General features: G+C 38.0%; 23 protein-coding genes. 15 read left to right on the top strand and 8 right to left on the bottom strand.

Annotated elements, in window-relative coordinates:
* Positions 1-211: 211 nt before the first annotated feature.
* From ACXAE4_RS21160 to ACXAE4_RS21150, 3 genes are all read left to right on the top strand, one after another.
* Complete coding sequence (locus ACXAE4_RS21160) at positions 212-1948, top strand: ABC transporter ATP-binding protein (protein ID WP_033578405.1); 1737 nt, start codon at positions 212-214, stop codon at positions 1946-1948.
* A gap of 15 nt (positions 1949-1963) precedes the next feature.
* Complete coding sequence (locus tag ACXAE4_RS21155) at positions 1964-3769, top strand: ABC transporter ATP-binding protein (RefSeq protein WP_098112884.1); 1806 nt, start codon at positions 1964-1966, stop codon at positions 3767-3769.
* A 149-nt stretch (positions 3770-3918) separates the two neighbouring features.
* The gene (locus ACXAE4_RS21150) at positions 3919-4581 is read left to right on the top strand and encodes a potassium channel family protein (protein ID WP_028414113.1); all 663 of its coding nucleotides are present in this window, start codon (positions 3919-3921) and stop codon (positions 4579-4581) included.
* Positions 4582-4623: 42 nt separating this feature from the next.
* Here ACXAE4_RS21150 and rnjA read toward each other — a convergent pair whose 3' ends face one another.
* On the bottom strand, positions 4624-6291 hold the full coding sequence (gene rnjA / locus ACXAE4_RS21145) for a ribonuclease J1 (RefSeq protein ID WP_013056048.1): 1668 nt from the start codon (positions 6289-6291) through the stop codon (positions 4624-4626).
* Positions 6292-6296: 5 nt separating this feature from the next.
* Complete coding sequence (locus tag ACXAE4_RS21140; RefSeq protein WP_013056049.1) at positions 6297-6506, bottom strand: DNA-dependent RNA polymerase subunit epsilon; 210 nt, start codon at positions 6504-6506, stop codon at positions 6297-6299.
* Between the two features lie 548 nt (positions 6507-7054).
* Here ACXAE4_RS21140 and ACXAE4_RS21135 point away from each other — a divergent pair.
* On the top strand, positions 7055-7837 hold the full coding sequence (locus ACXAE4_RS21135) for a Cof-type HAD-IIB family hydrolase (RefSeq protein ID WP_048020014.1): 783 nt from the start codon (positions 7055-7057) through the stop codon (positions 7835-7837).
* Between the two features lie 29 nt (positions 7838-7866).
* Here the strand turns inward: ACXAE4_RS21135 and def are convergent, their stop codons facing one another.
* Both def and ACXAE4_RS21125 read right to left on the bottom strand, forming a co-directional pair.
* Positions 7867-8421, bottom strand: a complete 555-nt coding sequence (gene def / locus ACXAE4_RS21130; RefSeq protein ID WP_028414111.1) for a peptide deformylase — start codon at positions 8419-8421, stop codon at positions 7867-7869.
* Between the two features lie 174 nt (positions 8422-8595).
* Positions 8596-8706 (bottom strand): YjcZ family sporulation protein, encoded by a 111-nt coding sequence (locus tag ACXAE4_RS21125; RefSeq protein ID WP_016763434.1) that lies wholly within the window; start codon positions 8704-8706, stop codon positions 8596-8598.
* Positions 8707-8875: 169 nt separating this feature from the next.
* On the opposite strand from ACXAE4_RS21125, the gene ACXAE4_RS21120 reads away from it, so the two are divergent.
* The 6 genes from ACXAE4_RS21120 to ACXAE4_RS21095 all read left to right on the top strand — a co-directional run bounded on the left by ACXAE4_RS21120 (position 8876) and on the right by ACXAE4_RS21095 (position 15530).
* Complete coding sequence (locus ACXAE4_RS21120; RefSeq protein ID WP_028407940.1) at positions 8876-9541, top strand: YkyA family protein; 666 nt, start codon at positions 8876-8878, stop codon at positions 9539-9541.
* 581 nt (positions 9542-10122) lie between these two features.
* Positions 10123-11238, top strand: coding sequence for a pyruvate dehydrogenase (acetyl-transferring) E1 component subunit alpha (gene pdhA / locus ACXAE4_RS21115; protein WP_013056054.1), 1116 nt, complete (start codon positions 10123-10125; stop codon positions 11236-11238).
* 3 nt (positions 11239-11241) lie between these two features.
* Entirely contained in the window at positions 11242-12219 is a 978-nt protein-coding gene (locus ACXAE4_RS21110; protein WP_013056055.1) for an alpha-ketoacid dehydrogenase subunit beta, read from the top strand.
* 102 nt (positions 12220-12321) lie between these two features.
* The gene (locus ACXAE4_RS21105; protein ID WP_028414110.1) at positions 12322-13623 is read left to right on the top strand and encodes a dihydrolipoamide acetyltransferase family protein; all 1302 of its coding nucleotides are present in this window, start codon (positions 12322-12324) and stop codon (positions 13621-13623) included.
* A 3-nt stretch (positions 13624-13626) separates the two neighbouring features.
* Positions 13627-15039: a dihydrolipoyl dehydrogenase gene (gene lpdA / locus ACXAE4_RS21100; protein WP_013082295.1), complete on the top strand. Its 1413-nt coding sequence runs from the start codon at positions 13627-13629 to the stop codon at positions 15037-15039.
* A 248-nt stretch (positions 15040-15287) separates the two neighbouring features.
* A complete protein-coding gene (locus tag ACXAE4_RS21095; RefSeq protein ID WP_028414109.1) occupies positions 15288-15530 on the top strand; it encodes a hypothetical protein in 243 nt (80 codons plus the stop codon).
* 49 nt (positions 15531-15579) lie between these two features.
* Here ACXAE4_RS21095 and ACXAE4_RS21090 read toward each other — a convergent pair whose 3' ends face one another.
* Positions 15580-17100, bottom strand: coding sequence for a glycine betaine uptake BCCT transporter (locus tag ACXAE4_RS21090; protein WP_028414108.1), 1521 nt, complete (start codon positions 17098-17100; stop codon positions 15580-15582).
* A 393-nt stretch (positions 17101-17493) separates the two neighbouring features.
* Between ACXAE4_RS21090 and ACXAE4_RS21085 the strand changes: the two genes are divergently transcribed.
* The gene (locus ACXAE4_RS21085; protein ID WP_013056059.1) at positions 17494-17619 is read left to right on the top strand and encodes a GapA-binding peptide SR1P; all 126 of its coding nucleotides are present in this window, start codon (positions 17494-17496) and stop codon (positions 17617-17619) included.
* 37 nt (positions 17620-17656) lie between these two features.
* On the opposite strand, the gene ACXAE4_RS21080 is transcribed toward ACXAE4_RS21085, so the two are convergent.
* A complete protein-coding gene (locus tag ACXAE4_RS21080; protein WP_028414107.1) occupies positions 17657-19132 on the bottom strand; it encodes an aminotransferase class I/II-fold pyridoxal phosphate-dependent enzyme in 1476 nt (491 codons plus the stop codon).
* Positions 19133-19663: 531 nt separating this feature from the next.
* Here ACXAE4_RS21080 and ACXAE4_RS21075 point away from each other — a divergent pair.
* Both ACXAE4_RS21075 and ACXAE4_RS21070 read left to right on the top strand, forming a co-directional pair.
* The gene (locus ACXAE4_RS21075; protein ID WP_013056061.1) at positions 19664-19933 is read left to right on the top strand and encodes a UPF0223 family protein; all 270 of its coding nucleotides are present in this window, start codon (positions 19664-19666) and stop codon (positions 19931-19933) included.
* A gap of 129 nt (positions 19934-20062) precedes the next feature.
* Complete coding sequence (locus ACXAE4_RS21070; protein ID WP_154973272.1) at positions 20063-20290, top strand: hypothetical protein; 228 nt, start codon at positions 20063-20065, stop codon at positions 20288-20290.
* Positions 20291-20292: 2 nt separating this feature from the next.
* Here ACXAE4_RS21070 and ACXAE4_RS21065 read toward each other — a convergent pair whose 3' ends face one another.
* Complete coding sequence (locus ACXAE4_RS21065) at positions 20293-20928, bottom strand: YktB family protein (RefSeq protein ID WP_063247549.1); 636 nt, start codon at positions 20926-20928, stop codon at positions 20293-20295.
* A gap of 268 nt (positions 20929-21196) precedes the next feature.
* On the opposite strand from ACXAE4_RS21065, the gene ACXAE4_RS21060 reads away from it, so the two are divergent.
* Both ACXAE4_RS21060 and ACXAE4_RS21055 read left to right on the top strand, forming a co-directional pair.
* Complete coding sequence (locus tag ACXAE4_RS21060) at positions 21197-21382, top strand: hypothetical protein (protein ID WP_013056063.1); 186 nt, start codon at positions 21197-21199, stop codon at positions 21380-21382.
* Between the two features lie 195 nt (positions 21383-21577).
* The gene (locus ACXAE4_RS21055) at positions 21578-22384 is read left to right on the top strand and encodes an inositol monophosphatase family protein (protein ID WP_154989282.1); all 807 of its coding nucleotides are present in this window, start codon (positions 21578-21580) and stop codon (positions 22382-22384) included.
* Positions 22385-22492: 108 nt separating this feature from the next.
* On the opposite strand, the gene ACXAE4_RS21050 is transcribed toward ACXAE4_RS21055, so the two are convergent.
* Positions 22493-22678 carry a YlaF family protein gene (locus ACXAE4_RS21050; RefSeq protein ID WP_028414104.1) on the bottom strand — a complete coding sequence of 62 codons (186 nt, stop codon included), beginning with the start codon at positions 22676-22678 and terminating at the stop codon, positions 22493-22495.
* Positions 22679-22741: the final 63 nt, after the last annotated feature.

Raw genomic sequence — 22741 nt, 5'->3', positions numbered from 1 at the left:
TTGATCAATATGTTTGATTAGTGGTTCGTTTTTTTGTTTGGGTGAATAGTTTCGTCTTTAGATGGAATTCATTTAGCTATATCCCAACCTCTTTTTTATGACTATTTACCTTTTTTTTGAAAAAATATCTAAAAATTATGGTAATTTATTTCGGGAACCGATATATTTAAATATGTGTGCCACATCTTAACTAAGGGAAAGGACGGGGTATATGGGAACGTTTAAAAAACTAAAAGATTTTTATTTGCCGTACCGAATGTACTTTTTTTATTCTGCTATTTGCTTGTTATTTGTAACCTCCATCACTGTGATTTACCCTATTGTGCTGCAATATACGATTGATCATATCGTGTTAGGAAAACAATATCAGCTAGTCGATAATGTAGCATTTATTTTTATTGGACTGATGATCATCAAAGGAATCTTTACATATATTCAGCAATATTACGGCGACTTATTTGGAATTAAGTCCGTGTATACTCTTCGCAATAAACTTTACCGCAAACTTCAGTATTTACCGTTTTCTTATTATGACAATGCTAAAACAGGGGACTTGATGTCCAGGTTGACAGCTGATGTAGAAGGATTTCGTTTTTTTCTATCTTTTGGCTTCTCAGAATTAATTCGCTTCGTCATTTTACTTACTGCCAGCTTTTCCGTTATGTTCTATTACTCTATTTCACTCACTCTTGTCACAATCTGCCTGCTGCCTTTTTTGGGGGTAGCTGTTTATCGTTTTGATAAACGCGTTCATCCAGCGTTTCGCTTAATTCGCCAATCGTTTGGAGAACTTAATACAAATGTTCAAGAAAATATAAGCGGCATACAGACGGTCAAATCATTATCAAGAGAAAAATTTCAAACCTCTAAATTTAACGATTCCAACGGAGTTTATAAAAATCGAAACATTGAAACAGCGAATGTGTGGGCAACTTATTTCCCCTTAATGGAGTTTATAGGGAATTTATCTATTGTTGGTCTCCTTGCTTACGGAGGAGCGCTTGTTATGAACGGAAGCGTACGTCCTGGAGAGCTTGTTGCTTTCTTTAGCTTAACCTCTTATTTAATGTGGCCTATTATGAATCTAGGGTTTGTTATCAATATGTTTTCACAGTCTAAAGCTTCAGGTGAAAGGCTGCTAGAAATTTTAGAAGAAGAAGAAAAAGTCCATGAGCATGCCGGAAGTTTCTCTATTAATGGAACGGTCGAGTTTCAGCATGTTAGCTTATCCTATCCAAACGAGGATAAAAAATCGCTTGAGAACATATCGTTTTCTGCTTCTAAAGGGAAAGTAGTAGGTTTAATCGGTGCAACTGGAGCCGGCAAAACAAGCTTAACACAGCTGCTCACGAGGTTTTATGAACCGACTTCAGGACAGATCTTAGTTAACCATCGTCCGATTAAAGAGTATCCGCTCTCTGTTCTTCGGAAAGAAATTAGCTTTGTACTTCAAGAAACGTTTTTGTTCTCAAGCAGCATAGGAACCAACATCTCTTATGGCGTGCCGGGTATTTCTAGAGAAGACATTATTGATGCTGCAAAACGGGCGCAGGCGCATGATTTTATTATGGAACTTCCAGATGGATATGATACGATGCTGGGAGAGAGAGGACTGGGGTTATCAGGGGGGCAAAAGCAGCGTATTGCGATTGCACGAGCGCTTATCTTAAATCCTAGTATTCTAGTATTAGATGATGCCACCAGTGCCGTTGATATGAAAACAGAAAGAGAAATTCAATTGGCTTTAAAAGAAGTGATGAAAAATCGTACGACGTTTATTATCGCGCACCGCCTTTCTTCTTTGCGACATGCCGATGAAATCTTGGTCTTACATGAAGGTCGTATAAAAGAGAGAGGAAGCCATGAAACGCTCATTCAAAAGCAAGGGATTTATAAAAACATTTACGACATTCAATATGAAAGCAGTACGTCGGTGATGAACGTATAACAAGGGAGGAATAGAATGGCAGGCGAAAAAAATAAAGTTGTGCGAGAGCGCTTTTATTATCAAACAGATCAAATCATTGATAAGACGTTTAACTGGAAGCAAATGGCCCGCTTGTTTCGTTATCTTCATCCATATCGAAGAAACTTGCTTCCTTTCTCGTTTCTTATGGTCATTATCACGACGGTCATTAGACTCGCTATTCCTATTTTGATAGGTGTCTATACGCTTGATCATGCTGTAAAAAATAAGAATAGCACGCTGCTCATGCAGTTAGTTTTCATCATTTTTAGCTTGTATATCCTATCTTATATTGCGAATGTCTTTCGGATTAAATGGATGAATCAACTCGGGCAGCACGTGATATATGATTTAAGAAAACATTTATTTACGCATGTTCAAGGGCTGTCGCATCGGTTTTTTGATACGCGTTCAGGAGGCTCTATTCTTGTAAGGATTATGAATGATATTAACTCTCTTCAAGATTTATTTACCAATGGGGTAGTTAACCTATTTATGGACCTCTTATTGTTAGTGGGAATTGTGGTTATATTATTTTCTCTCAGTCCTGCTTTGACATGTGCTGTTTTAGTCATTTTACCGATTATGTTTTTGATTTCTACAAAGCTGAGAAGAAGAATCCGCCGGTCATGGCAAGTTGTTCGTATGAAGCAGTCAGTATTAAATTCACATTTAAATGAGAGTATTCAAGGCATTCGCGTTACTCAGTCATTTGCTCAAGAACAAGAAAATATGCTGTTTTTTGATCGCATAAACAGTGAAAATTACGAGAGCTGGAGGCAAGCTACTCGAAAAAATGCCATGTTTCGACCGTTTGTAGAATTCACAAATGCTGTCGGAACGGCCATTTTAATTTGGTTCGGTGCTGCACTTATTCAAGATGAGCGGCTAACAATTGGTATTTTTGTATCATTTGCTTTTTATCTGGGGATGTTTTGGGAACCGATTTCTCGTTTAGGGCAAGTGTACAATCAATTATTAATGGGAATGGCTTCATCCGAGCGCATTTTTGAATTTCTAGATGAAAAACCTCTCGTCGCAGATTTGGAAACCGCTACGTCTTTAGAGAATATGAAGGGGAAAGTTGAGTTCAAGCACGTCTCATTTTCTTATGATGGGAAGCGGAAAGCTCTAAACAACGTATCAATTGAAATAAAAGAAGGACAGACGGTTGCTTTAGTGGGGCATACTGGATCTGGAAAAACGTCCATTGCTAATTTAATCACCCGTTTTTATGATGTGAACGAAGGGCAGATTTTAATTGATAATATGCCTATTCAAGATATTACGTTAGCGAGTTTACGAGCACAAATTAGTATTGTGCTGCAAGAAACCTTTATTTTTTCAGGAACCATCACGGAGAATATTCGGTTTGGAAAACCGGATGCTACCGATGATGAAGTAATTAAGGCCGCAGAAGCGGTAGGGGCTGCAGATTTTATAAAGCGTCTGAAAAAAGGCTATGATACGGAAGTAGAAGAGCGAGGAAACGTCTTATCGGTGGGAGAGCGTCAATTGATTTCATTTGCTCGAACGCTGTTGGCTGATCCTCGTATTATCATTTTAGATGAAGCGACAGCAAGCATCGATACAGAAACAGAAGTGAAGATTCAACAAGCGCTTAAAACGCTGTTAAATAACAGAACGGCCATCATGATTGCTCATCGGCTATCGACTATACGAGAAGCAGATAACATCATTGTGTTAGACCACGGAAGCATTATTGAAACAGGCAATCACGGGGAACTTATGCAGCAAAAAGGCGTATATTATTACCTTGTTCAAACCCATGCTACAGCTTAAAAAGCAGAAGGAGCTGATCCTTCTGTTTTTCTATGAGAAATAGTAAAGACATATAAGCGTTGTTAACGGGAAAATGAGGTTGATACAAAAGAATTGTGGTAAAATAACGGTAGTTCAGATTTTTTCCTGTACATAATGGAGGAATTCAAATGAAAAAAGAATTTGCAGTCATCGGATTAGGTAGATTTGGTGGAAGTATTTGTAAAACATTAAGCGATCAAGGAATGGAAGTTCTGGCGATTGACATTGATGAAGAAAAGGTAAATGAGTATGCTAACGTTGCTTCGCATGCAGTAGTAGGCGATTCAATGGATGAAGGGGTTCTAAAAAGTTTAGGAATTCGTAATTTTGATCACGTTATCGTAGCTATTGGCGACAATATTCAGGCAAGTATTTTGACGACCCTTATACTAAAAGAGCTGGGGGTTGAAAAAATAACGGTAAAAGCGCAAAATGATTATCATGCCAAAGTATTATCAAAAATTGGCGCCAATTTTATCGTGCATCCCGAACGAGATATGGGACGAAGAATTGCCAATAACATGATTTCAAACAGCGTGCTGGATTATTTGGAGCTATCTGAAGAACACAGCATTGTCGAATTAGTAGCAAGCAAAAGAATGGCTGGTAATACGCTGATTGAGTTAGACATTCGTGCGAAATATGGTATTAACATTGTAGCCATTAAGCGTGATCGAGATATCATCGTTTCTCCTCAGGCGTCCGAAACGATACAAGAAGGAGACGTGTTGATTGTTATTGGAGCAGACGCAGATATCAACCGCTTCGAAAATAAATTTGCCAGTTCCTAATAAAAAAGAGCAGATGCAATTGCATCTGCTCTTTTTCTTTTATTAAACCTCCATAATGATTGGTAAAATCATTGGACGGCGCTTTGTTTTTTCGTAAAGGAATGGAGCCAATGTGTCTGTGATTTCATTTTTAATCTCAGACCATTGTGACGTACGACGTTCCATCACTTTGTTCAAGTGTTTTGTAATGAGGGACTGTGCATCATTAATTAAGTCGCCAGATTCGCGCATATAAACAAAACCACGAGAGATAATGTCTGGACCAGCAGCGATTTTGAAGTCTTTCATATTGATGCTTACAACGACAATAACAAGTCCTTCTTCAGATAAAATACGGCGGTCACGAAGTACGATATTTCCAATGTCACCAATTCCGCTTCCGTCAATATATACAGAGCCTGAAGGGATTTTTCCAGCTACTGAAGCTTCACTGTCGCTTAAAGCTAGCACCTCTCCATTATCCATAATGAAGCAGTTTTCTTCAGGAACTCCACAGTCTGTTGCAAGTTTGATGTGCATCTTCTGCATGCGATACTCACCGTGAATTGGCATAAAGTATTTTGGTTTCATCAAACGAAGCATTAATTTTTGCTCTTCCTGTCCGCCGTGTCCAGAAGTATGAATATCGTTTAGAGCACCGTGAATAACCTCTGCTCCTGCACGGAATAGCATATCAATTGTTTTGCTAACACTTACTGTATTTCCTGGAATAGGTGAAGATGAGAATACAACCGTATCTCCAGGGATAATTTGAATTTGGCGGTGAGTACCATTTGCAATTCTAGATAGCGCTGCCATCGGTTCACCTTGGCTGCCTGTACATAAAATAGTCACGCGGTTAGCTGGAATTCGGTTAATTTGAGAAGGCTCAATGAACGTATCTTTTGGACATGAAATATATCCAAGCTGTTGGCCAATCTCAATAGCTGCTTCCATACTGCGTCCGAATACAGCAACTTTGCGGTTATGCAATACGGCTGCTTCCACTACTTGCTGTAAGCGGTGAATATTTGAAGCAAACGTTGCAAAAATAATACGGCCGTCTACTTTACGGAAAATGTCATGAATGCTGTCACCTACGCGGCGCTCAGACATCGTAAAGTTAGGAATTTCACTGTTTGTACTGTCTGAAAGCAAGCATAGAACGCCTTCTTTACCGATTTCAGCCATTTTTGTTAAGTTAGCCGGTTCGCCCACTGGTGTAAAATCAAACTTGAAATCTCCTGTATGTACGATTTGTCCGTTTGGTGTTTTTACCACAATTCCGTAAGAATCAGGAATACTGTGAGTTGTGCGGAAGAACGTTACCGATGTTTTACGGAATTTAATTACGTCATCTTCAGTAATTTCATGAAGCTGAGCTGTACGAAGCAACCCATGCTCGTCTAATTTGTTGCGAAGAAGTCCAAGGGCTAATTTCCCTGCATAAATAGGAATGTTTAATTCTCTTAATAAGTAAGGAATTCCGCCGATGTGATCTTCATGACCATGTGTAACGAAAAGGCCACGGATTTTATCTGCATTTTTTACCAAATAACTGTAGTCAGGAATAACGTAGTCAATTCCTAAAAGCTCATCTTCAGGGAATTTAATTCCTGCATCAATAAGAATAATTTCATCTTGAAACTGTACGGCATACGTATTTTTACCGATTTCGCCTAGTCCACCCAGGGCGAAAACTGCCGTTTGATTATTTTTTACAAATTTCATTTTCATCATATCTCCAATACTTTAAAATCTTCATGCTGTTGTTCATATTCTAGATAGTCTCCAGTCACTGCTTGAACAAACTCAATATTAATTGAACGCGCTTTTAACTTTTTACGAACGTCACGCTCAGAATCTGCGTTCACATACACTGTTTTTGTATTTTCACGTACAGCTACTTCACTCATTTTTTCTTGAAAATAAACTTTAAAAATCATAACAAAAATCTCTCCTTAATTCCGAAATTCAAATAACTTATTTTATTATATTATAAAATGTGTATGTATTTCATGTATTTTCTAAAGAAACTTGCTTTCACTACATTTTAGTCATCTAAATATAACAAGTCAATTAATTATAGAATAATATTAATAGGAAACGGATACAAGACTATATTTTCCGGGCGTATAAAAAATAAGGGCTATTCCATTGTACGATGCAGACACACACTCTGCAAATTTTACAACAGAAAGCCCTAAAAAAATCGATTATGCCATCGTTTTTTTACGCAATAATTCATTCCAGCGTTTTAGCAGCCTTTTTCGAAAATCTTTTAACATGATTTTTCAGCTCCTTTGTTTTTTGCAATACCTGCCTGTCTCTCTCTGTACTTTTATTATATGATGAAAAGGGAGAGGTTTCTCGTGGTTAAATATGGAAAAATTGTAAATAGGGGCGTCCATTTATAGAGAAACTAGTACTTGTTTGATATAATTGGAAAGGCTTAACAAAGAGATAAAAAATTATAAAAAATAAGGTGATAAACGTGGAACGAAAGATTATTTTTTTTGATATTGATGGAACGTTGTTGGATCATGATAAAAAACTGCCTGCTTCTACAAAAAAAGCTGTCCAGCTGTTAAAAGAGCAGGGGCATGAAGTGGCAATTGCAACTGGAAGGGCTCCTTTTATGTTTAAAGATCTGCGTGAAGAGTTGGATATTCAAACATATATTAGCTTTAATGGTCAATACATTGTTTTAAATGGAGAAGTTCTTTACAAAAACCCGTTAAATAAAGAAGAGCTTCAGGATTTAACAGCTTTTGCTGTTGAGCATGATCACCCTGTCGTATACATGGATCATGAAGATATGAAATCAAACATTGAATTTCATGATTATATCGAATCCAGCATCAGCACGCTGAAAATTGGATTTACCCACCCTCACCATGATCCTGCTTATTTCAAAGGTCGTGAAATTTATCAATCCCTCTTATTCTGCACAGCGGGAGAAGAAGCTCCTTATGAAGAAACATTTAAGAAATTTGATTTTATTCGCTGGCATGAATTTTCAACTGATATTCTGCCAAAAGGTGGATCAAAAGCGCGAGGGATTGAGACCATGATCGAAAAACTTGGCTTTGATAAAAAAGATGTATATGCATTCGGAGACGGCTTAAACGATATCGAAATGCTTGAGTTTGTCGGAAATGGCGTAGCGATGGGAAATGCGGAAGAAGTCGTGAAAGAAGTGGCTGATCTTGTTACAAAAGATGTAGCAGAAGATGGCATTCTCCACGGATTAGAGCTAGTGGGATTGTTAAAATAAGAAAAAACGCGAGCTCTGGCTCGCGTTTTTTAGCGTTCATATGGAAAAGCATTTTCAGGTTCTTGAAATGGATGTTCTTTATTAATGTAATCATAAAACATAATTCCGTCTAAATGATCAATCTCGTGCTGAAATACGACAGCAGGAAGGCCTTTCAAACGAATTTTCACTTCTTCGCCTTCAAGCGTTGTGCCTTTTACTGTGATGCGTGCATATCGGGGAACAAATCCTGGGATATCTTGATCGACAGACAAGCAGCCTTCACCGCCTGTAAGGTATGTCTTTTCAACGGAGTGGCTAATGATCTTAGGGTTAAATAATGCATAGCTGTATAGCTTACCTTTTTCATCCGTAACGTGTACCCCAATCATTCGTTTTGATACATTAATTTGAGGAGCGGCAAGTCCGATACCAGATCGCAGTCCATATTTAGCAGCAATTTCAGGGTCTTGGCTGTTTTTCACATATTCTAATAAGCTATGTAAAATCTTTTTGTCTTCTTCAGAAGCAGGTAACGGTACTTCTTTTGCTACTTCTCGCAGCGTTGGGTGTCCGTCTTGGATAATATCGTTCATTGTAATCAACTTTCACATCTCCCTAGGCTATTTTATAGGTATAAAGTGTACCAAATCCGTATAAAAAAGTCATTACCTCGACCTTGACCACATAAATGTTTCTACTAATTATATGTATCAAACATTTGGAAAAACATGCATAAGAAAAAATAAAAGCGGCAGTTAGCCGCTTTTATTGTATAATTACCAGCCGCCACAGCTGCAGCCGATAATAACTAATAAAATGAACAGTACGATTAATAACACGAAACCTTTATTAGAACCGCCGCAGCCATATCCACCATAACCCAACATAATGTAACCTCCCGTAGTTATCAATCCCAAGGTAAAAAGTAATAAACTCCCTTTTTTTCACGATTGGGTTAGTATAATATATTAAAAGGTGGAAAAAGGGTGTAGATAAATTGCTAATTTCCTACAAAAATTGTATAATGACCCATGAATAAGGGAGGATTTACCAAATATGAAATGCGTCGGAAGATATATAGTTATTGGCATTGCTGCTATGTCACTAGCAGGCTGTGCAGAGGGCTCATCGCCTGAACTTGAGGTATATAATGGATTAGAAAAAGTGGTAGCACAAGAAAAGCAATTTGCTGATCAGCAAAAACCGTTAGCTGATTTAGAACAGCAAGAAAATGCGATATACGACCAAATTATTGAGCTAGGGATTAAAGATAAAAAGAAAATAAAAAATAAAGCACAAAAAGCGCAGCAGTTATTAGATGAGCGTGAAAATAAATTACAAAAAGAAGAAAAAAGCATCAGCGCTTCGCAAAAACAGTTTGAAGCGACAGAGCCAAAGATCCAAAAGCTAGAGGACGGCAAAGCAAAAGAAGAGGCGCTTGAACTATCTTCGTTAATGAAGAAGCGTTATAAGGCCTACCAGTCCTTACATGATGCCTATCTTCATTCCATTGAATTAGATCGTCAGCTATATACGCTCTTTGAAAAAGACAATGTGAAATTAGAGAATCTTGAAACACAAATCGCTTCGATCAATGCTACTTATAAAGAAGTTGAAAAGAAAAAAGAAACGTTTAACACACTAACAGCTGACTATAACAAAGCCAAAGAAGATTTTTATAACAAAACGAAGTTAAAGGTGAAAAATAGCGAGGATAAATAAGAAGGCCTGTGAAGTTTACAGGTCTTTTTTTTTGGCTGAAAAGGAAGGTTTTCTGAAATAAAGAAAGAGTTTCGACACGATTCAAGTAAAAATTACAAAAGGTTATTGTTTTAAAAAATCGTTTATTTGTGGCAAGATAGGAGATGTGCAGACGTAAAAAAAGAGAAGGTTATTATAAAACATATAATACAGTTTGTATCTGTGTAATAGTACAGCATGTCTTTTTTATGTGTTTTATTTCACAAACTAAAAAAGCGTAATTTCTTGATGTAAATGCATTGACGAACTGTTTTAGTGTATTGTAAACTAGGTAGCGTAGTAAGTGTTGTATTAATCATTTTTGCAAAATAATTAATACAGTTTAACGAAACGCTCGTTTCGCTTAAACTTTCCTTTTACGTAAATGTTTGCACAGAATTCGCTGGGGAATACATAGAAATGTTAAGGATTAGCGAATTCAAAAAGCTACTCGACAAAATATGACTTTTACTTGTCCATTTGGGACATTCTAAAAGCGTGTATGTTTGTTTGATTAGTAAAATGAATTTATACGGCTTAAATGAAAGGAAGAGGTGACTTAGATGGCTGCTAAAACTAAAAAGGCTATTATTGATGTATCAAAGCAACTTGATAAAATCGCTGAGCAGTACCAAACGTTCCAAATTCTTAATGAAGAGGGCGAAGTAGTAAATAAATCAGCGTTGCCAGATTTATCTGACGAAAAATTAAAAGAGTTAATGACTCGCATGGTATACACTCGTATTCTTGATCAACGTTCAATTTCATTGAACCGTCAAGGTCGTTTAGGTTTCTATGCACCAACTGCTGGGCAAGAAGCTTCTCAAATCGCTTCACATTTCGCATTAGAAAAAGAAGACTTCATTTTACCTGGGTACCGTGATGTGCCTCAGTTAATTTGGCATGGTCTTCCACTATATCAAGCGTTCTTATTCTCTCGTGGTCATTTCCACGGTAACCAAGCGCCAGAAGGTGTAGATGTACTTTCTCCACAAATCATCATCGGTGCACAAATCGTGCAAACTGCTGGTGTGGCACTAGGTCTTAAAAAGCGTGGTAAAAAAGCAGTAGCGATCACTTATACAGGTGACGGCGGAGCTTCACAAGGTGACTTCTACGAAGGTATGAACTTCGCAGGTGCATTCAAAGCTCCAGCAATCTTTGTTGTACAAAACAACCGCTTTGCAATTTCAACACCAGTTGAAAAGCAATCTGCAGCACGTACAATCGCTCAAAAAGCAGCGGCTGTTGGTATCCCAGGCGTTCAAGTAGACGGTATGGATGCACTAGCAGTATACGTTGCAGTAAGCGAAGCTCGTGAGCGTGCAGTAAACGGTGAAGGTCCAACTTTAATTGAAACATTAACTTACCGTTATGGTCCACATACAATGGCTGGTGACGATCCAACTCGTTATCGTACAGCTGAGCTTGACACTGAGTGGGAAAAGAAAGATCCACTTGTTCGCTTCCGTAAATTCTTAGAAGCTAAAGGCATCTGGAATGAAGAAGAAGAAAACAAAGTAATCGAGCAAGCTAAAGAAGATATCAAACAAGCTATTAAGAAGGCTGACGATTATCCAAAACAAAAAGTTACAGATTTAATGGAAATCATGTACGAAACTATGCCTTCAAACTTACAAGAGCAATATGAAATCTACAAAGAGAAGGAGTCGAAGTAAGCCATGGCGCAAATGACAATGATTCAAGCGATTACTGATGCGTTACGCACAGAAATGAAAAACGACGAAAACGTATTAGTTTTTGGTGAAGACGTTGGCGTAAACGGTGGAGTATTCCGTGCGACTGAAGGTCTTCAACAAGAATTCGGCGAAGATCGCGTATTCGATACGCCATTAGCTGAATCTGGTATCGGTGGTCTTGCTGTGGGTCTATCGACTCAAGGTTTCCGTCCGGTTCCTGAAATTCAATTCTTTGGTTTCGTATACGAAGTACTTGATTCTGTATCAGGTCAAGCTGCACGTATGCGCTACCGTTCTGGCGGTCGCTGGAATGCACCAATCACATTCCGTTCACCATTTGGTGGAGGCGTTCATACACCAGAACTTCACGCTGATAGCTTAGAAGGTATCGTAGCATCTCAACCTGGTCTAAAAGTTGTAATTCCTTCAACTCCATACGATGCAAAAGGTCTTTTAATTTCATCAATCCGTGATAACGATCCGGTTGTATACTTAGAGCACATGAAGCTTTACCGTTCATTCCGTCAAGAAGTACCTGAAGAATCATACACTATTGACTTAGGTACAGCTGATGTGAAACGTGAAGGTACAGACGTAACGCTTATCGCTTACGGTGCAATGGTACACTCATCATTAAAAGCAGCTGAAGAACTAGAAAAAGAAGGTATCTCTGCTGAAGTAGTGGACTTACGTACAGTTCAACCTTTAGATATCGATACAATTCTTGCATCAGTTGAAAAAACTGGTCGCGTAGTAGTAGTTCAAGAAGCTCAAAAACAAGCTGGTATCGCAGCTAACGTTGTAGCTGAAATTAACGATCGTGCAATCTTAAGCTTAGAAGCACCAGTATTACGTGTAACAGCACCGGATACTGTGTTCCCATTCTCTCAAGCTGAGGGCGTATGGTTACCAGACCACAAAGACATCGTTGAAACAGCTAAGAAAGTACTTGAATTTTAATTAGCATTTTACTGTGATAGAAATCAGCTTTGTGCTGATTTCTGTCTTAGATAAAATAAACACTAACAAATTGAACGCAACTAACTAGGAGGGTGAAGACACGTGGCATTTGAATTTAAACTGCCGGATATCGGTGAAGGTATCCACGAAGGTGAAATTGTAAAATGGTTCGTAAAAGCTGGAGATGAAATTGATGAGGATGATGTACTAGCAGAAGTACAAAATGACAAAGCTGTTGTTGAAATCCCATCTCCTGTAAAAGGTAAAGTATTAGAAGTAAAAGTTGACGAAGGTACAGTAGCTACTGTAGGACAAGTTATCGTTACTTTTGATGCTCCTGGATACGAAGACTTAAAATTCAAAGGTGACGATCATGATGATGCACCAGCAGAAGAAGCTAAAGAAGAAGCTTCAACTGAAGAAGTGACTGAAGAAGCAACAGCTCCTGCAGCACAAGCTGATGTTGATCCTAACCGTAAAGTAATTGCTATGCCTTCAGTGCGCAAATATGCTCGTGAAAAAGGTATAGACATTAAAGCTGTTCCTGGTTCAGGTAAAAACGGACGTATTGTTAAAGATGACATCGATAGCTTCTTATCTGGTGGCTCTACAGCTACAGCAACTGCTGAAGCTCCAGCTAAAGAGGAAACTGCTTCAGCTGAACCAAAAGCAGCAGCAGCACAAGCTATTCCTGAAGGCGATCTACCAGAAACTCGCGAGAAAATGAGCGGTATCCGTCGTGCAATCGCAAAAGCTATGGTTAACTCTAAACACACTGCTCCACACGTAACATTAATGGATGAAATCGATGTAACAGCTCTTGTTGCTCATCGTAAAAAATTCAAAACAGTTGCAGCAGATCAAGGTATTAAATTAACATTCTTACCTTACGTGGTAAAAGCGTTAACTTCAGCACTTAAGAAGTTCCCAGCTCTTAACACTTCAATCGATGATTCTACAGATGAAGTAATTCAAAAACATTACTACAACATCGGTATCGCTGCTGACACTGAAAAAGGTCTTTTAGTACCAGTTGTGAAAAATGCTGATCGTAAATCTGTATTCGAAATTTCGGATCAAATTAACGACCTTGCTGGAAAAGCACGTGATGGTAAATTAGCTCCTGCTGAAATGAAAGGCGCTTCTTGTACAATCACAAATATCGGTTCTGCTGGTGGACAATGGTTTACTCCAGTTATCAACCACCCAGAAGTTGCAATTCTAGGTATCGGACGTATCGCTGAAAAACCAGTTGTACGCGACGGTGAAATTGTAATTGCTCCAGTATTAGCATTATCACTAAGCTTTGACCACCGTATTATCGATGGCGCAACAGCTCAAAACGCTCTTAACCAAATCAAGCGTTTATTAAATGATCCAGAATTATTATTAATGGAGGCGTAATAAATGGTAGTAGGAGATTTCCCAATCGAAACTGATACTCTTGTCATTGGTGCTGGCCCTGGTGGCTACGTTGCAGCAATTCGTGCAGCTCAATTAGGTCAAAAAGTTACAATCGTAGAAAAAGGTAATCTTGGAGGCGTATGCTTAAACGTTGGTTGTATTCCTTCAAAAGCATTAATCGCTGCAGGTCACCGTTTTGAACATGCTAAACATTCTGAAGACATGGGGATTATCGCTGAGAACGTAACAGTTGATTTCTCTAAAGTTCAAGAATTCAAAAACGGCGTTGTAAACAAACTTACTGGCGGTGTTGAAGGCCTTCTTAAAGGTAACAAAGTTGACATCGTAAAAGGTGAAGCTTACTTCGTTGACAGCGAAACTGTACGTGTAATGGATGAAAATTCAGCACAAACGTACAAATTCAAAAATGCAATCCTTGCAACTGGTTCTCGTCCAATCGAGATCCCTGGATTCAAATTCTCTGAGCGCGTAATCAACTCTACAGGTGCATTAGCGCTTAAAGAAGTTCCTAAAAAATTAGTTGTAATCGGCGGAGGTTACATCGGTACTGAGCTTGGTACTGCTTTTGCTAACTTCGGTACAGAAGTTACATTTGTAGAAGCTGCTGATGAAATTTTAGCTGGTTTTGAAAAACAAATGAGCTCTCTTGTTAAACGTAACCTTAAGAAAAAAGGAAACGTTGAAATCTATACAAAAGCAATGGCTAAAGGTGTTGAAGAAACTGCTGATGGCGTACAAGTTACGTTTGAAGTAGGCGGAGAGTCAAAAGTAATCGATGCTGACTACGTATTAGTTACTGTAGGTCGCCGTCCTAACACTGATGAGCTTGGTCTTGAGCAAGTTGGCGTTAAAATGACTGACCGTGGTCTTATCGAAATCGATAACCAAACTCGTACATCTGTAAGCAACATCTTTGCAATTGGTGATATCGTAACTGGACCACCACTTGCACACAAAGCTTCTTACGAAGGTAAAATCGCAGCTGAAGTAATCGCTGGCGAACCTGCTGAAATTGACTACTTAGGAATTCCAGCAGTTGTATTCTCTGAGCCTGAGCTTGCATCTGTAGGTTATACTGAAGCACAAGCAAAAGAAGAAGGATTAGCTGTTAAAGCTTCTAAATTCCCATTCGCTGCTAACGGACGTGCGCTTGCACTTAACGCTGCAGAAGGCTTCTTGAAGCTTATCACTCGTAAAGAAGACGGAGTAGTTGTTGGTGCTCAAATCGCTGGACCAAGCGCATCTGACATGATTGCTGAGCTTGGTCTTGCTATCGAAGCTGGCGTAACAGCTGAAGATATCGCATTAACAATTCACGCTCACCCAACATTAGGTGAAATCACAATGGAAGCTGCTGAAGTAGCTATTGGAAGCCCAATTCACATTGTAAAATAATGTTTTTAAAAAGCTGATGCGTATGCATCAGCTTTTTTTTTGAAGAAAACGGTTTTCATCAAGTATCAGATGCTTGTCAGACAGTTTTTATTGCTGATGAGTATCTCCTTTAGAAGAAACGTGTAAAAAGCGCTGAGGCAGTCTTAAATGAGCTCTAGATGCATACATATGAAGTGGGACGTGCTTTCCTTATAGGTAGATAAAAAATTGCTTCTTTGGATAACGAATGAAAAGGCGGCGAAGGAGCTATGAAGACATATTTCGTTTGGAGCTTACACATTGTTATTTGGATAGGTTATTCACTGGTTGAATTGCTATCAAAACGTGATCAATTGACATCTAAAATTATTTTGTTTTTAGTATTTGCTTATTTAGCTTACGGCATAGCAGAAATGAACGTTAAATCTAAAAGACTGGCGCTTATGATGACGGGCACAACGTCAGCTGTCTGCTTGACGTGTTATCAACTAATTTTATTTTGCACGGCGTAAGAGTGCATAAAAAAAGCGTTAGCTTATATAAGCTAACGCTTTTTTTATCTTACACAGATTTCTTTTCTTTTTTTAATGCGCCTTCTTCTTTAAATGCTTTCATTAATGAGAAGACCGTTAACACCAGCACAATTGAAAATGGAAGTGCTGCTATAATCGCAGCCGTTTGGAGTGCATCCAAGCCACCTGTCCAAAGCAGAATGATTGCTGTTAACGATTGAATTAAGCCCCACGTAAGCTTAATAGAGCCTGAAGGATTTAGATCACCATTTGTTGTCTGCATTCCTAAAACAAATGTAGCTGAGTCAGCTGATGTAATGAAGAATGTAGCAATTAAGCAAATAGCAACAATGGACATGAACGTACCAAATGGAAACTGTTCAAGTACGTAGAATAAAGCAACTTCTGTTCCTTTATTATTGATAACATCCATAACAGGAAGATCCTTGAAAAAGTCTAAGTAGACCCCAGAACCTCCGAATACGGCAAACCATAATCCGCCAAATACGGTCGGAACAGCTAGTACACCAATTAAAAATTCTCGAATGGTTCTACCTCGTGAAATACGAGCAATAAACGTACCAACGAACGGTGCCCAGGCGATCCACCATGCCCAGTAGAAAATTGTCCAATCTTGAACCCAGGTGCTGTTATCAAACGGGCTCAATCGAAAACTCATCGACGGCAAGTTTTGAATGTAGCTGCCAATTGTTGTAACGAATAAGTCCATAATAAAGTTGGTTGGACCTGCAAATAACAAGAATAGCATTAACAGAATAGCTAAAACAATATTAATGTTACTCAAATACTTAATACCTTTGTTCAGACCTGTCTGTGCTGACAGCATGAACAAGAACGTCACGATAATAATAACAATTAATTGAGTCGTGAAATTATTATCAATACTTGGCGACAAGTAAGAGGCTCCACCAGTAATTTGAATAGCGCCCAGTCCTAGAGATGTTGCCACTCCAAAAATAGTTGCAAATACGGCGATGACGTTTATGATCGTTCCAAGAGGTCCATCAACACGTTTTCCTAATAGTGGACGTAAAATATTACTGATTATGAACGGGTAACCTTTTCTAAATTGAAAATATGCAAGGGCCAGTGCAAGAACGGAATAAATAGCCCAAGGATGTAAACCCCAGTGGAAAAACGAATAACGTAGAGCTGCACGAGCTGATTCTGCTGTACCGCCTTCACCAGAAGGTGGAGTATGAAAATGATTGATTGGTTCTGAAACACCCCAGAATACAAGTCCAATCCCCATACCAGCACTAAATAACATAGCAAACCACGAGACATAACCATACTGAGGCTTTTCGTCAGGTTTACCTAGTTTAATGTTTCCGTACTTTGAAAAAATTAAGTACAGCGTAAAAACTAAGAATAATGTAGCTGCTAATAAATAATACCAGCCAAATTTCTCGATGATAAAACTATGTATTGCCGATGTGACAGGTGTAAGCGCTGCGCTTCCTAGCACAGATTCCGGAATAACACCCCATACGATAAATACTGCAGCAATAATAACCGAAATGATAAAAACAGGAGTCAGTTTTTTCATCGATTATCACTCCTTTCCTATTCTATTTTACATAACATAGTTTCTCATATAACCTTTTTAGCTATACATGAAACCACATGGTTATACATTCTAGTAAAGTTTGTATGAAATGTCTACCCTATTAGTAAGAAAAAAAGGCAAGATCTCAAATTCTTATTTTTCGTAATTATTTTAAAGTGCCGAAATAGATATGAAATTAGACATAGTTTTTTCATATAAATAGAGATGATGCTAAGGGGTCAGTTTTTTGAAAACAAATATAACATTTATGAGAAAAATATTTTTAATGTGACATACTAATTAGTTGTTGACATATTTAATGTGACATAATAATATAATATCAAGAGTTGTAAAACGCTTACAAAAAAAGACGGTTAAAGGGGAGTTTACAAAATGGGAACAATCGTATGTCAAACATGTAACTGCACAATTGATCATTTCGAAGATGAGAAAGTGACGCGATTATACTCAACATGTAAAAGCGGAGAATGTCAAAAAGCAGATGAAGATTTAGATTAATTCAATAAAAAAAAGGTGCGGAATTTCGCACCTTTTTTTATTGAATTGCTTTATGTTCTTTAATGACACGAAATGTCTTTAATTCAAAATCTTCCGGACCCTGCACTGGTAAACCTGCCTCTAAGTTTGTTTCAATGTAGGTTAAATTTTCCTCAGTGATGATTTCCCCAGGAATAAAAATAGGAATACCAGGAGGATAGACCATTACAAATTCTGCAATAATACGACCTGCTGACTCATGAAAAGGTACCACTTCGGTTTCAGCGTAAAAAGCATCACGAGGTGTTAAAGCCAATACAGGAATATCAGGTAATAAAATAGCCGGTTTTGCCGTTGTCTCAGAAAGGTTATGGAATTTTGCGGATAACTCACGCAGAGCTGTGACAAGACGTGAAAGATCTTCTTCTGTATCTCCGGGCGTGATAATACATAGAATATTATAAAGGTCAGACATTTCCACTTCGATATTATGAGCTTCACGCATCCATTTTTCTACGTCATAGCCCGTAATTCCTAAATCTGAAACAGAAATAATTAATTTAGTAGGGTCTAAATCATACGTAGCTTTTGTGCCTAAAATTTCTCTGCCTATACATCGGATATGCTCAATTGTATTAATTTCTTTTCGTGCTTTTTCAGCAAGAGAAATTGCACGTTCAGCCAGCTCTTTTCCTTCTGTAGCTAGACGTTTTCGTGCAACATCTAAAGAAGCCAGCAGCAGATAAGAGGTTGATGTTGTTGTCAGCATGCTTAAAATAGACTGTACGCGTTTTGGAGAAATTAAGCCTTCGCGTATGTTTAAAATGGAACTTTGCGTCATAGAACCGCCTAATTTATGCACGCTTGTTGCTGCCATATCTGCACCGGCCTGCATAGCAGACAGAGGCAAATCATCATGGAAGTGAATATGAACGCCGTGAGCTTCATCAACAAGTACAGGCACTTGATACGAGTGGGCAATTTCTACGATTTTACGAAGGTCTCCGGAAATTCCAAAGTAAGTTGGATTGATAACAAGCACTGCTTTTGCTTCAGGGTGCTGCTTTAAGGCTTTTTCTACAGAGTCCGATGTAATACCGTGAGAAATGCCAAGATTTTCGTCAATTTCAGGATGAATAAAAATAGGCGTAGCTCCTGAAAAAACAATCGCACTCATAACAGATTTATGCACGTTTCTAGGAACGATAATTTTATCTCCAGGTCCACATGTCGCCATAACCATTGCCATAATTGCTCCGCTCGTTCCTTGAACAGAGAAAAAAGTATGATCAGCACCAAATGCTTCTGCAGCTAAATCCTGCGCTTGTTTGATAATGCCTTTTGGCTGGTGAAGATCATCAAGGGGACCGATATTAATTAAATCAATGGATAAAGCATCATCGCCAATAAATGAGCGGAATTCAGGATCCATTCCATTTCCTTTTTTATGTCCAGGGATATGGAATTGTGTTGGGTTTTTCTTAGCGTGATTAACTAATCCAGTAAATAATGGAGTTGAAAATTGAGAAGACAACTTTGCTATACACCTCTTTTATCATAAATTGTCAGTCCCTCTAAGCAAAGCTTAGAGGGACTTTGATTGTTTTTTTATCAAATTACAGCATTCAATTTTATATACCAAAAACTAATGGCTGTTGAATTATACATATTAAAATATCAGATCTTTTTTCTACAAAAGAAATTCAACAGAAATTCTACTCCGCAGTTTTCTTGATTTTAACCATTATATAAATGAATGAAACGCGTATGTTTACTACTGTTTGATAATATAAATACAATTTTTAGTTAAAAAAATACAAGTAATTGTAAACTGCTTATTACTTATTATTTTATAGTTCTTTATGTTTTGAAAATCCCCATAAAACAAAAGAATTATAGCACTTATTAACCTATTTGCAAAGATATTTTAAAGAGAAAATAAAAAGAAAAAAAAGGAGAAATTCTTTTGGGTGAAAAGAGAATAAATTTTGTGTACATTATAGATTGTGATAGAGTTAAGAATATAGATATACATAGAATGAAGAAATAAATGGAGTGATGAGAAGTGGAATATCAATACCCTATCTCCCTTGATTGGAGTACAGAAGAAATTATTGATGTAGTGAAGTTTTTTGAAAGCATTGAACGAGCTTATGAAAAAGGTATTGAGCGTGATCACCTAATGGCAGTCTATCGCCGATTTAAAGAAATTGTGCCAAGTAAAGCAGAAGAAAAAACAATCTGTAACGATTTTGAAGACCAAAGCAAATACTCTTCTTATCGAACGATTCAAAAAGCAAAGGCTGCTTCTTCTGGAGATATCATAAAAATGTAAAAAATGAGACTGGGACAAAAGTAGTTTAGCCGAAGTAAAAAACGAATCATTAATCAAATTGTTTGATTAATGATTCGTTTTTTTTGTTACGGTGAACATAGAGTTTATCTGTTTCGTTTCTTCTAGCAGTTGATTGGAAGGCAAGGCGAAGACTCCTGCGGGGAAAGCGGAACAGGCGAGACCCCGCAGGAGCGCAAGCGACGAGGAGGCTCACCGGCCGCCGGCGGAAAGCGAAGCCTTGCAGGGAAATCAACTGCGGTGTCACAAGCGTTTCAGCTTATGTATCCCATTTATTGGTCTTTCGATGAGCTTCCTTTCGTTATGTGTCACCCTCATTTTTTTATATCAATTCGTTAAAATTATGCATATGCTTTTTTAGTTAGTTCATATAATGGAGTTACCGTATGAAATGTTTGTTCAATACGAGCCATCCATTCTTCGCCGCTCATTGCAATCGCTTCTTCTTTTGGAATTGTAATGCCGCATAGGATCTCAGCTTTTTTAACCGTCTCTAGACGTTCAAACAAACTCTCTAAGTCTTCAGAAGATAAGTCGCCCATTTTTTTACTATCAGGTTTTGTATGATCTTTCGACCAAACAAACGAGTCTGGGATATTTTGACGAATCTCCTCCATGTTTTGTTTTAGCAGCTTTCCAAATTGTTCTTTAATAGGTGATTCGTAAATGACGGCAAACCACACAAAGACGTGTGTTTCCCAAAGGCCAATTTGAAAATGAGGGAGCTTTTTATACCCGCGTTTACTGTTAGCAAAGGCTACCCACGTATCTGCTGGCGGGTTAACTGTTCTTCGTGCATGTTTGGCAATATGTACGAACATTTCATCTCCACAAAGTGAAGAAAGAGTAGGAGCAAAATGATTGCTCAATTGTTCGAATTTTGGGCGTATCGTTGTCTTGATGGCTTCCATACGTGCATCAAGCCCCTCGATACGGAATACGTTAAAGTCATCTTGTGAAAATCCTGAGAATGCCATGTGAAACCTCCGTTTTTTTAGTGAATATGTATAGCTGCTGTGCATCTATGCAAGTAAGTATGATTTACGCGAAGATTCTACCACATGAAAAGCATAAACACCAATTAATTCGCATATGCTTGTCAAAACGTGTCTATCATTTTTTTATAGGTAATCACACAATTTAGTTGCATGAGATTAGGTTTCGACATAGACTATATCAATCAAAATATCTGAAAATTTAGTTTTATATAAGTGGGTTCAATAATTTGAGAGGGGTGTTTGAAACATGAAACAAGTGGTGAATATGTATAAGAAGAATGATGGACAAAAAAGATTAGGTGTAATTCGGTTGGAGTTAGATTACGAGTTAGCGACGTTATATGAAGCCATGATGGAGAATAATGAGGAACAAAAACAAAAATGTAAGCGAAAGCTCGAGAAACTTCGTGAAGAAATGATATCTCTTCAGTAGCAGACACGGGAATAAAATAGAACAAATATGGGTAAACTGTAAAAAAGGATTAAACTGAATGAGCAGATTCATAAGTGGTAACAGAGCACGTGGGAGAAGAAGCGGCAGTTCTTCTCCCACGTGCTCTGTTAATTGACATCTTGCAGAGGTTTTTTTAAGCTTAAATAAGAGACGTATTTTTGAGGGGGAATTGAGATGACACAACGCTGGAAAGAAATTGATACATACGTTAAAGAGTGGCTAAAAGAAGCTGGACAAAAAATTCAACAGTCGTTTAGTAAAGAACTTCTCATTCAAACGAAATCGAATCCAAATGATTTAGTAACAAATATGGATAAAGAAATTGAACAGTTTTTTATCTCAAAAATCAATGAAACCTTTCCGGAACATCATATTCTCGGAGAAGAAGGATATGGGGAAGAGCTTGAATCAGAAGAAGGAACGATTTGGATTATCGATCCGATCGACGGTACGATGAACTTTGTTCATCAGCAGCGAAATTTTGCTATTTCCATCGGTATATTCGAAAATGGTGTAGGACAAGCAGGTTATATTTATGATGTTATTCATAATGAGCTGTATCATGCTTTAAAAGGACAGGGCGCGTTTATGAATGACATCCAATTGCCGAAACTTGAACCTGTACCAGTTGAAGAAGCTATTATTAGCTTAAATGCAACGTGGGTGACGGAGAACCGCCGTATTGATCCTTCCGTATTAAGTCCGCTTGTGCGTAAAGTAAGAGGGACCCGTTCATATGGATCCGCAGCTATTGAGCTTGCTTACGTAGCGGCTGGACGCTTGGATGGATACATTACTTTACGTTTGGCTCCATGGGACTTTGCTGCCGGTAAAGTGTTGATTGAAGAAGTTGGAGGAGTCATGACGGATTTAGAAGGGAAGCCGTTAGAGATTCTTGAAAAAAGCAGTGTATTTGTAAGCAAACCAACATTACATGACGAAATCTTTCGTACGTACCTTGAAGGAAAGTGGACTAAATAAAATAGAAGTGAAGACTTACGTGTAGTCAAAGAATTTAGTGATGAAAAAACGTCATGAACCATTTTGATGTTGCAAATGGCCATGACGCTTTCAATCATCGCAAAAAAATTACAGCTGCCCTTTTTCTCGCATTTTTTTCTTAGTCGTAAAGCCAAGACCCATTACAACAATTAAAGCTACGATAGCTAAAATGACCCCGAGAGCGCTTCCTTCTCCGATAAATATGCCAATTGACATAATAGCTGCAGTTGCGATGAATGCATATAAAACGAATACCCACTTAATGTTTCTCATGTTGATTCCTCCCATTTGTAACGGATATTTATAGTGTACAACAAAATCATTCTGCAATTCTAG

The sequence above is a fragment of the Priestia sp. ABM2_011 genome (assembly GCF_056158845.1).
Note: the sequence above shows the minus strand (reverse complement) of the source record. Positions and strands in the feature narration are given on the sequence as shown.

Coding starts and splice junctions, on each gene's coding strand:
- ACXAE4_RS21160 (WP_033578405.1), top strand. CDS start 212: ATGGGAACGTTTAAAAAACTAAAAGATTTTTATTTGCCGTACCGAATG.
- ACXAE4_RS21155 (WP_098112884.1), top strand. CDS start 1,964: ATGGCAGGCGAAAAAAATAAAGTTGTGCGAGAGCGCTTTTATTATCAA.
- ACXAE4_RS21150 (WP_028414113.1), top strand. CDS start 3,919: ATGAAAAAAGAATTTGCAGTCATCGGATTAGGTAGATTTGGTGGAAGT.
- rnjA (WP_013056048.1), bottom strand. CDS start 6,291: ATGAAATTTGTAAAAAATAATCAAACGGCAGTTTTCGCCCTGGGTGGA.
- ACXAE4_RS21140 (WP_013056049.1), bottom strand. CDS start 6,506: ATGATTTTTAAAGTTTATTTTCAAGAAAAAATGAGTGAAGTAGCTGTA.
- ACXAE4_RS21125 (WP_016763434.1), bottom strand. CDS start 8,706: ATGTTGGGTTATGGTGGATATGGCTGCGGCGGTTCTAATAAAGGTTTC.
- ACXAE4_RS21120 (WP_028407940.1), top strand. CDS start 8,876: ATGAAATGCGTCGGAAGATATATAGTTATTGGCATTGCTGCTATGTCA.
- pdhA (WP_013056054.1), top strand. CDS start 10,123: ATGGCTGCTAAAACTAAAAAGGCTATTATTGATGTATCAAAGCAACTT.
- ACXAE4_RS21110 (WP_013056055.1), top strand. CDS start 11,242: ATGGCGCAAATGACAATGATTCAAGCGATTACTGATGCGTTACGCACA.
- lpdA (WP_013082295.1), top strand. CDS start 13,627: ATGGTAGTAGGAGATTTCCCAATCGAAACTGATACTCTTGTCATTGGT.
- ACXAE4_RS21095 (WP_028414109.1), top strand. CDS start 15,288: ATGAAGACATATTTCGTTTGGAGCTTACACATTGTTATTTGGATAGGT.
- ACXAE4_RS21090 (WP_028414108.1), bottom strand. CDS start 17,100: ATGAAAAAACTGACTCCTGTTTTTATCATTTCGGTTATTATTGCTGCA.
- ACXAE4_RS21085 (WP_013056059.1), top strand. CDS start 17,494: ATGGGAACAATCGTATGTCAAACATGTAACTGCACAATTGATCATTTC.
- ACXAE4_RS21065 (WP_063247549.1), bottom strand. CDS start 20,928: ATGGCATTCTCAGGATTTTCACAAGATGACTTTAACGTATTCCGTATC.
- ACXAE4_RS21060 (WP_013056063.1), top strand. CDS start 21,197: ATGAAACAAGTGGTGAATATGTATAAGAAGAATGATGGACAAAAAAGA.
- ACXAE4_RS21055 (WP_154989282.1), top strand. CDS start 21,578: ATGACACAACGCTGGAAAGAAATTGATACATACGTTAAAGAGTGGCTA.
- ACXAE4_RS21050 (WP_028414104.1), bottom strand. CDS start 22,678: ATGAGAAACATTAAGTGGGTATTCGTTTTATATGCATTCATCGCAACT.